Genomic DNA, 9,612 nt, shown 5'->3' with positions numbered 1-9,612 from the left:
GCGCGGGCCCCCATTTCAGGCGCCCCCCCCCCCCCTTGGTGGTGGCCGGCGTTTACCCCCCCCGCGACCGCCCCCCCCCCTCTCCGGGTCCCCGGCGGGGGGGGGGGCCCCCCCCGGCCCCCGACTGCCCAGTGGCCCCCTCGGGGGCTGCCTGATTCTCCAGGGGGAGAGTTGCGCAGACACGTCAGAAGAGCGTGTGTTTCGACCGTCGCCACGGCAGCCGCCGTGGCGCTCGCGGCCGGGTTGACCACCCCGGCCATGGCCCGCGACAGCAGCCCGTCGCGGCCGGCGGACAGCCCGTCCGGCGCCCGGCACCAGCTGACGCTCATCACCGGCGACCGCGTCACGGTGGACGCCGAGGGCCAGGTCGTGAGCTTCCGCCCCGCGGCGGGACGCGAGCACATACCCGTGCAGCGTCAGATACGCGACGGGCACACCCTGCTCGTCCCGGCCGACGCACACCGGCTGATCGCTTCCGGAAAGCTGGACCCCCGGCTGTTCGACGTCACGGAGCTGAACCGGGCGGAGAACCGCAGGGCGCAGAAGTCGGGCCTGAAACTGATCGTCGCCTACCGGGGCACCGGGGCCACGGCCGCGAAGGCCGAGATCCAGGACGCGGGCGCGACCCGGGTCGGGCCCGTGCTGAAATCGCTGAACGCCCAGTCCGTGGCCACCCCGCGACAGGACGCCGCGGCTGTCTGGCAGGCGCTCACCGCCAGGCCCTCGAACAGCGCCCAGCGGACCACGGCCGCCGGGATCGACCGGGTGTGGCTGGACGGTGTGCGCCGGGCGAGCCTCGACAAGAGCGTCCCGCAGATCGGCGCCCCGACCGCCTGGAAGGCGGGCTACACGGGCAAGGGCGTCAAGATCGCCGTCCTGGACACCGGTGCGGACGCCACCCACCCGGATCTCAAGGGCCAGATCCTCACGTCGAAGAACTTCGCGGGGACGCCCGACGCGTTGGACCACTTCGGCCACGGCACCCATGTCTCCTCGATCGCGGCCGGCACGGGTGCGAAGTCGGGCGGGAAGTTCAAGGGTGTGGCCCCCGACGCCAAGCTCCTCGAGGCCAAGGTGCTCGACGACGACGGCTTCGGTGACGACTCCGGCATCCTGGCCGGCATGGACTGGGCGGTCGCGCAGGGCGCCGACGTCATCAACCTGAGCCTCGGCGGCACCGACACCCCGGGCATCGACCCGCTGGAGGAGGCGGTCAACAAGCTCTCCGCTTCCAGCGGCGTGCTCTTCGCCATCGCGGCGGGCAACGAGGGCGACCAGGCGGGCACGGTCGGCTCCCCCGGCAGCGCGGACGCCGCGCTGACCGTCGGCGCGGTCGACGACCACGACCGGCTGGCGGACTTCTCCAGCCGAGGACCCCGGGTCGGCGACAGCGCGATCAAGCCCGATGTCACCGCTCCCGGCGTGGACATCACGGCGGCGGCCTCACCCGGCTCCGAGATCGACAAGGAGGTCGGCCAGAACCCGCCGGGGTATCTGACGATCTCCGGTACGTCGATGGCGACCCCGCACGTCGCGGGCGCCGCGGCGCTCCTCAAGCAGCAGCACCCCACGTGGAAGTACACCGAGCTCAAGGGTGCGCTCACGGCCTCCACGAAGCCGGGGAAGTACAGCCCCTTCGAGCAGGGCTCGGGCCGGATCGCCGTCGACCGGGCGATCACCCAGTCCGTCGTCGCCGACCCGGTCTCGGTGAGCTTCGGCCTCCAGCAGTGGCCGCACACCGATGACGTGCCGGTCACCAAGCAGGTGTCGTACCGCAACCTCGGTACGGCCGATGTCACGCTCGCGCTCACCGTCCAGGGCACCGGCCCGACGGGCAAGCCGGCCCCGGCCGGCTTCTTCACCCTCGGCGCCACCAAGGTGACCGTCCCGGCGGGCGGCACCGCCCAGGTACCGCTGACCGTGAACACCAAGCTCGGCGGCACGGCCGTCGGTGACTACTCCGCGTCCCTCGTCGCGACCGGCGGCGGGCAGACCGTCCGCACCGCCGCCGCCGTCGAGCGCGAGCGCGAGTCGTACGACCTCACGCTCAGGACCATCGGGCGCGACGGCAAGCCGGCCGCGTTCACCACGGGCGACGTCTACGGCATCGGCGACGCCGAGGCCGGTCTGTGGGAGTCGCCCGAGGTCGTCGACGGCAAGGCGAAGCTCCGCGTCCCCAAGGGCGGGTACGTGCTGAACTCGGCCGTGTACGTGGACCCGGAGGACTTCGGCAAGGGCGTCGACTGGCTCACCCAGCCGTACCTGAACGTCACCAAGAACACCACGGTGACCTTCGACGCGCGGCTGGCCAAGCCGGTGGACATCACCGTTCCGGCCGCCGGCGCGAAGCCCCTGCTCGCCTCGGCCGACCTCCAGGTCGAGACCGCGGACAACGCCTACGGCTACGGCTGGCTGCTCGACTCGTACAAGCCGCTGCGCACCGCGCACATCGGTCCGAAGGCGACCGCCGTCCAGCTCTCGCAGCACTGGTACGGCAGTTGGGCCACCAAGAGCGGAGCGACCCGGTACGACATCGCGGTCGGCGGCCCGGTGAGCCGGGCGGCGACCGGCTACCACCGCGCGTTCAGCAGCGGCCAGCTGGCCAGGTTCACGATCCGCTCGGGTTCCTCCGTCAAGGGCAAGACCGGCGACATCTTCGCGTCGGGCTATGTGTCCGGCGCGCTCAGCGGCTGGGCGGCGATGACGACCCAGAAGCTCCCGTCGACCACCACCGCCTATGTGTCCACCGCCGACAAGGTGGAGTGGGGCTTCGACTTCGATCAGAGCGGCGCACCCGACGAGGACGGCTTCCCGCAGACCGACGCCTCGTACTCCCTCGGCGCCCCGCAGACCGTCAAGGCGGGCAAGGCGTACACGAAGACCGTGAACACCGCGGTGTTCGGCCCGTACGTCAACGCCGACTTCGGGGTCTTCCGTAAGGGCAACGGCCTCACGGGGTCGCTGCCGCTGGTCGCCGACGGCCACCGGAACGTCGGCGGCTCCACCTACAGCTCGGTGAAGACCGTGCTGTACCGCAACGGCAAGGTGCTCGTCCGGAACGACGACCCGCTGGCCGGCGAGAACTCCTTCACCGTGCCGGCCGCGGCAGCCGACTACCGGCTGACCACGTCGGTGCGGCGCGGCGCCGATGTCGCTTCCGTCTCCACCCGGATCGACGCGAGCTGGACCTTCCGGTCCGGCCGGACCAAGGGTCTCGCCGCGCTGCCGGTGTCCATGGTCCGCTTCACGCCCGACGTGGCGCTGGACAGCACGGCCAAGGCCGGGAAGTCCGTCTCGGTGCCGGTGACGGTGCAGGGCGCGGCCGCCGGGAAGAACCTCAAGTCGCTCACGGTGTACGTCAGTTACGACGCCGGGAAGACCTGGAAGAAGACGGCGGTCAAGAAGGGCAGGATCTCCGTGAAGAACCCGGCCAAGAAGAAGTCACTCTCCTTCAAGGCCGATGTCACGGACAAGAAGGGCAACAAGTCGTCGGTGTCCATCTATGACGCCTACTTCGGCAAGTAGCCGGTGACCGGCGGAACACAGCCGGCGCCGACCGCGTGAAAGCGGCCCGCCGGGACGGTGAGACACCGTCCCGGCGGGCCGTTCGCGTCGGCGGGCGCGGTTACGCGATGCGCTCGCGCACCACCGGGGTGGCGGTGAACTCCGTGCCCGACGGGGCGATGTCGTACGCGTCGGGCAGCGCCTTCAGCGCGTAGTCGAACTTCTCCGGGGTGTCCGTGTGCAGCGTCAGCAGCGGCTGGCCGGCCGTCACCGTCTCGCCCGGCTTGGCGTGCAGTTCGACGCCGGCGCCCGCCTGCACCGGGTCCTCCTTGCGGGCGCGGCCCGCGCCGAGGCGCCAGGCGGCGACGCCGATGTCGTACGCGTCCAGGCGGGTCAGTACGCCGGACGACGGGGCCGTCACGACGTGCTGCTCGCGGGCGACCGGGAGGGTGGCGTCCGGGTCGCCGCCCTGGGCGGAGATCATCCGGCGCCAGACGTCCATCGCGGAGCCGTCCGCGAGGGCCTTCTCCGGGTCGGCGTCCTTGAGCCCGGCCGCGTCCAGCATCTCGCGGGCGAGGGCCAGGGTGAGGTCGACGACGTCCTTCGGGCCCCCGCCGGCCAGCACCTCGACCGACTCGCGGACCTCCAGGGCGTTGCCCGCGGTCAGACCGAGCGGGGTGGACATGTCGGTGAGCAGCGCGACCGTCCGCACTCCGCTGTCGGTGCCCAGGGCGACCATGGTGGAGGCCAGTTCGCGGGCGTCCTCGATCGTCTTCATGAAGGCGCCGGAGCCGACCTTGACGTCCAGGACGAGTGCGCCGGTGCCCTCGGCGATCTTCTTGGACATGATCGAGCTGGCGATCAGCGGGATCGCCTCGACGGTGCCGGTGACGTCGCGGAGCGCGTACAGCTTCTTGTCGGCGGGGGCGAGGCCGTCGCCCGCCGCGCAGATGACCGCGCCGGTGGTGTCGAGGACGTGCAGCATCTCGGCGTTGGTGAGGTGGGCGCGCCAGCCGGGGACGGACTCCAGCTTGTCGAGGGTGCCGCCGGTGTGGCCGAGGCCGCGTCCGCTGAGCTGCGGCACGGCGGCGCCGCACGCGGCGACCAGCGGGGCGAGCGGCAGGGTGATCTTGTCGCCGACGCCGCCGGTGGAGTGCTTGTCGGTGGTGGGGCGGGAGAGCGCGGAGAAGTTCATCCGCTCGCCGGAGGCGATCATGGCGGCGGTCCAGCGGGCGATCTCCGTGCGGTTCATGCCGTTCAGCAGGATCGCCATGGCCAGCGCGGACATCTGCTCGTCGGCGACCTCACCGCGGGTGTACGCGTCGATGACCCAGTCGATCTGCTCGGGGGTCAGCTCGCCTCGGTCCCGCTTGGTGCGGATGACGGAGATGGCGTCCATGTCCTGGAGTCCTTCCGGCCGGTACGTACGCATGAGTCCCGTTGACTCTACGCGCATAGAGGATAAGAGCACCGCCGGGCGGGCAGGTTTCCCGGCCCGCCCGGCGGCGGCGGTGGTGCGGCGTGCGGCGCTATCCGAGGTGGGACGGCCCGAACGCCTGCGGGAGCATCTCGTCGAGGGTGCGGAAGCCGTCCGGGGTCTCCAGGACGAGTTCCGGCCCGCCGAACTCGTACAGCAGCTGTCTGCACCTGCCGCACGGCACCAGGATCTCGCCCGCCCCGTCCACGCAGGTGAAGTGGGTCAGCCGGCCGCCGCCGGTGGCGTGCAGCTGGGAGACCAGTCCGCACTCGGCGCACAGCCCGATGCCGTACGAGGCGTTCTCGACGTTGCAGCCGACGATCGTGCGGCCGTCGTCGACCAGGGCGGCGACGCCGACCGGGTAGCCCGAGTAGGGCGCGTACGCCCGGGACATGGCTTCCCGGGCCGCGGTCCGCAGGGCGTCCCAGTCGGCCCCTGCCACGGCGGTGGCGCCGGCCCCGGCGGTGGGCGTCACTTGCCCTGCCCCTTGCGGTAGCGCATGCCGTCCGCCTTCGGCATCCGCAGCCGCTGCGCGGAGAGCGAGAGGACGAGCAGCGTGACGACGTACGGGGTCGCGCTCACGAACTCGGTGGGCACGGTGTCCGTACCGAGGTACCAGACCAGGACCGCCGCGGCGATGACCGCGCTGACGACGCCCTGCACGAAGCTCTTGCGGTAGAGCTTCCAGGCCGCGATGCCGGCCAGGACGACCACGAGCAGCAGGAGCAGCGCGTGGACGGACTCGCCGCCGTTGCGCAGCTGGAGCGCGTCGGCGAAGCCGAACAGGCCCGCGCCCATGGCGAGTCCGCCGGGCCGCCAGTTACCGAAGATCATCGCGGCGAGACCGATGTATCCGCGGCCGCCGGTCTGTCCCTCGTTGTAGATGTGCGAGGTGACCAGGGAGAGGAAGGCGCCGCCCAGTCCGGCCATGCCGCCGGAGATGATCACCGCGATGTACTTGTACCGGTAGACGTTGACGCCGAGCGACTCCGCGGCCACCGGGTTCTCGCCGCAGGAGCGCAGCCGCAGGCCGAAGGCGGTCTTCCACAGGACGAAGAACGTCAGGACGAAGAGGAGCACGGCGACGATCGTCAGCAGCGACACGTTGGTGACCAGGCCGCCGAGGACGCCGGCCAGGTCGGAGACGAAGAACCAGTGGTGCTTCTCGACGGTGTGCAGCCAGTCGGAGAGGCCCGGGATCGTCACCGAGGTGATGTCGTCGGCCGGTGGGGACTGCTTGGGTGAGCCGCCCTTGAGCGCCGCGTCGCCCGAGTTGAACCAGAGCTTGGCGAGGTAGGTGGTGAAGCCGAGCGCCAGGATGTTGATGGCGATGCCGGAGATGATGTGGTCGACGCCGAAGGTGACGGTCGCCATCGCGTGCAGCAGTCCGCCGAGCATTCCGCCGACGACACCGGCGAGCACGCCGAGCCAGGGGTTGGTCTGCCAGCCGGCCCAGGCGCCGAAGAAGGTGCCCAGGATCATCATGCCTTCGAGGCCGATGTTGACCACGCCGGCCCGCTCGGCCCAGAGGCCGCCGAGACCGGCGAGGCCGATCGGCACGGCCATCGCGAGGGCCGCGCTGATCTGTCCGGCCGAGGTGACGTCCTGCGCGCCGGTGATGGCGCGCACGGCGGACAGCGCGAGCAGCACGCCCGCGATCATCAGGAGGATGACGGGGAAGGAGAAGCGGGTGCGGCCGCCCTTGCCGCCGGAGACCTTGGGGGCCGCGGGGGGCGGGGTGGAAGTCGCCGTGACGGTCACGCCGACACCTCCTGCTGGTCGGAGTTACGGGCGGCCTGTGCGGCGAGTTCCGCGCCGACCTTGCTCTGCTGGCGCTTGAGTCCGTAGCGGCGGACGACTTCGTAGGCGATGACGACGCACAGGACGATGACGCCCTGGATCACGCCGACGATCTCCTTGTCGTACCCCTCGAACTCCAGCTTTCCGGTGCCGCGTTCCAGGAAGCCCCAGAGCAGCGCGCCGAGCGCGATGCCGACGGGGTGGTTGCGGCCGAGGAGCGCGATGGCGATACCGGTGAAGCCGATGCCGACCGGGAAGTCGCCGCTGTACTCGTAGCTGTCGTTGAGCAGCGTGGGCATGCCGATCAGGCCTGCCACGGCGCCGGAGATGAGCATCGAGGTGACGACCATCCGCTTGACGTTCACACCGCTGGCCTCGGCGGCGGAGCCGGACTGGCCGACGGTGCGCAGGTCGAAGCCGAACCGGGTGCGCGAGAGCGTGAACCAGTAGGCGACGCCCGCGACGACCGCGACGACGACGAAGCCCCAGACGGGCGTCGGGGTGGTCGGGAACGTGAAGAAGTGCGAGGACTCCGGGAGCGGCTTGGTGGAGATCTTGGTGCCGGCCTCGTCGAGGTGCCCGAGGCGGTTCTGCTGGAGCAGGTAGCCGATGATCGCGGTCGCGATGGCGTTCAGCATGATCGTCGAGACGACCTCGCTGACGCCCCGGGTGACCTTGAGGACACCGGCGATCCCGGCCCACATCGCGCCGACGATCATCGCGGTGAGGATGATCAGCGGGATCTGGAGGGCGCCGGGCAGGGTCAGCGCGCCGCCGACCGCCGCGGCGAAGAACGCGGCGAGGCGGTACTGGCCGTCGACGCCGATGTTGAAGAGGTTCATCCGGAAGCCGACGGCCACCGCGAGACCCGCGAGGTAGTACGTCGTCGCCTTGTTCAGGATGTAGACCTGGCTGTCCGACTTCACCCCGTAGTCGAACATGATGCCGAAGGCGCTGAACGGCTCCTTGCCGGTGGCGGCGAGCACGAGTGCCGTCACCAGGAAGGCGACCACGATCGCGAGTACGGGGGCCGCGATCCCCAGGAGCAGCCGCTCCTTGTCGATCTTCTTCATCGGTCCTCTCCCCCGTCCCGGGGGTCGGTGTCGTCCGTGGTGGGGGCGGCGGACCCGCCGTCGCCCTCGGGCACTTCGAGGTGGCCCTCGGCCGCGCCCGTCATCGCCGAGCCGAGTTCCTCCGGGGTGACGGTGGCGGGGTCGGCGTCCGCGACGAGTCCGCCGCGGTACATGACGCGCAGGGTGTCGGAGAGCCCGATCAGCTCGTCCAGGTCGGCGGAGATCAGCAGCACGGCGAGCCCCTCGCGGCGTGCCTCGCGGATCTGGTCCCAGATCTGGGCCTGGGCGCCGACGTCCACGCCCCGGGTCGGGTGCGCGGCGATCAGGAGCTTGGGCGAGTGGCTCATCTCGCGGCCGACGATCAGCTTCTGCTGGTTGCCGCCGGAGAGCGAGGCCGCGGTGACCTCGATGCCGGGGGTGCGCACGTCGTACTCGCGCACGATCCGCTCGGTGTCGGCGCGGGCGGCCTTGAGGTCGAGGAAGGCGCCCTTGCTGTTGGGGCGCTCGGTGACGTGGCCGAGGATGCGGTTCTCCCAGAGCGGGGCCTCCAGCAGCAGTCCGTGCCGGTGGCGGTCCTCGGGGATGACGGCCATCCCGTCCTCGCGGCGCTTGCGCGTCGGCGTGCGGGAGATGTCCGCCCCGTCCAGGGAGAGGGTGCCCGCGTCGAGGGTGCGCATGCCCATGATGGCGTCGACCAGTTCGGACTGGCCGTTGCCCTCGACGCCGGCGATGCCGAGCACCTCGCCCTTGTGGATGGTGAAGGTGATGCCGTCGAGCACGGCACGCACCACCCCGTCCGGGTCGGTGGCGGTCAGCCGCAGCCCGTCGACGGCCAGCATCGGCGTGTCGGTGACGGTCGACTCGCGGGTCTCCGGCGACGGCAGCTCACTGCCGACCATCAGCTCGGCGAGCTGCTTGGCCGTGGTGTGCGCCGGGTCGGCGGTGCCCACGGTCGTCCCGCGCCGGATGACGGTGATCTCGTCGGCCACCGAGAGCACCTCGCCCAGCTTGTGCGAGATGAAGATGACGGTCAGGCCCTCGGCCTTGAGCTCGCGCAGGTTGTCGAAGAGCGCCTCGACCTCCTGCGGTACGAGGACGGCGGTGGGCTCGTCGAGGATCAGGGTGCGGGCGCCGCGGTAGAGGACCTTGAGGATCTCCACGCGCTGGCGGTCGGCGACACCGAGGTCCTCGACCATCGCGTCGGGGCGGACGCCGAGACCGTAGGAGTCGGAGATCTCCCTGATCCTCGCGCGGGCCCGGTCTCCGATGCCGTACAGCTTCTCGGAGCCGAGTACGACGTTCTCCAGGACGGTGAGGTAGTCGGCGAGCATGAAGTGCTGGTGCACCATGCCGATGCCGCGGTCGATGGCGTCGCCCGGGTTGGAGAAGGTGACCTGTTCGCCGTCCACCGCGATGGTGCCCTCGTCCGGCTTCTGCATGCCGTACAGGATCTTCATGAGCGTGGACTTGCCGGCACCGTTCTCGCCGATGAGGGCGTGGACGGTGCCGCGGCGCACGGTGATGTCGATGTCGTGGTTGGCCACGACCCCGGGGAACCGCTTGGTGATGCCGCGGAGCTCCACGGCATGGGGACTGCTGGACGCGTTGATGGCGCACTCTCCTTGACAGGAGCGGAGGGCGGAGGCGGTGGGGTGCCGATTGCGGGGGCGGAAAAAGGTACCGCGCCCGAGCGGGCGCTACGCGCGTAGCGCCCCCGAATCGTTGGCCACCCGTTCACAGGTGGCATACCGGGGCCGT

General features: G+C 71.0%; 6 protein-coding genes. 1 reads left to right on the top strand and 5 read right to left on the bottom strand.

The features are described 5' to 3' along the window. Positions 1-258: 258 nt before the first annotated feature. Positions 259-3,525 carry a S8 family serine peptidase gene (locus ACIQM0_RS22795; RefSeq protein WP_401289475.1) on the top strand — a complete coding sequence of 1,089 codons (3,267 nt, stop codon included), beginning with the start codon at positions 259-261 and terminating at the stop codon, positions 3,523-3,525. A 100-nt stretch (positions 3,526-3,625) separates the two neighbouring features. Here the strand turns inward: ACIQM0_RS22795 and ACIQM0_RS22790 are convergent, their stop codons facing one another. The 5 genes from ACIQM0_RS22790 to ACIQM0_RS22770 form a co-directional block, all read right to left on the bottom strand. Continuing rightward, positions 3,626-4,903: a thymidine phosphorylase gene (locus ACIQM0_RS22790; protein ID WP_401289446.1), complete on the bottom strand. Its 1,278-nt coding sequence runs from the start codon at positions 4,901-4,903 to the stop codon at positions 3,626-3,628. A 130-nt stretch (positions 4,904-5,033) separates the two neighbouring features. Next, positions 5,034-5,456, bottom strand: coding sequence for a cytidine deaminase (locus ACIQM0_RS22785; protein WP_363022293.1), 423 nt, complete (start codon positions 5,454-5,456; stop codon positions 5,034-5,036). Beyond that, positions 5,453-6,742 (bottom strand): ABC transporter permease, encoded by a 1,290-nt coding sequence (locus ACIQM0_RS22780; protein WP_401289443.1) that lies wholly within the window; start codon positions 6,740-6,742, stop codon positions 5,453-5,455. The genes ACIQM0_RS22785 and ACIQM0_RS22780 overlap by 4 nt, the downstream gene beginning before the upstream one ends. Beyond that, a complete protein-coding gene (locus ACIQM0_RS22775) occupies positions 6,739-7,854 on the bottom strand; it encodes an ABC transporter permease (RefSeq protein WP_385041542.1) in 1,116 nt (371 codons plus the stop codon). The genes ACIQM0_RS22780 and ACIQM0_RS22775 overlap by 4 nt, the downstream gene beginning before the upstream one ends. Then, positions 7,851-9,437 carry an ABC transporter ATP-binding protein gene (locus tag ACIQM0_RS22770; protein WP_401289440.1) on the bottom strand — a complete coding sequence of 529 codons (1,587 nt, stop codon included), beginning with the start codon at positions 9,435-9,437 and terminating at the stop codon, positions 7,851-7,853. The genes ACIQM0_RS22775 and ACIQM0_RS22770 overlap by 4 nt, the downstream gene beginning before the upstream one ends. Between the last annotated feature and the right edge of the window lie 175 nt (positions 9,438-9,612).

It is taken from the genome of Streptomyces sp. NPDC091387 (genome assembly GCF_044756945.1).
In the GTDB taxonomy this organism is placed as follows: Bacteria; Actinomycetota; Actinomycetes; order Streptomycetales; family Streptomycetaceae; genus Streptomyces.
Note: the sequence above shows the minus strand (reverse complement) of the source record. Positions and strands in the feature narration are given on the sequence as shown.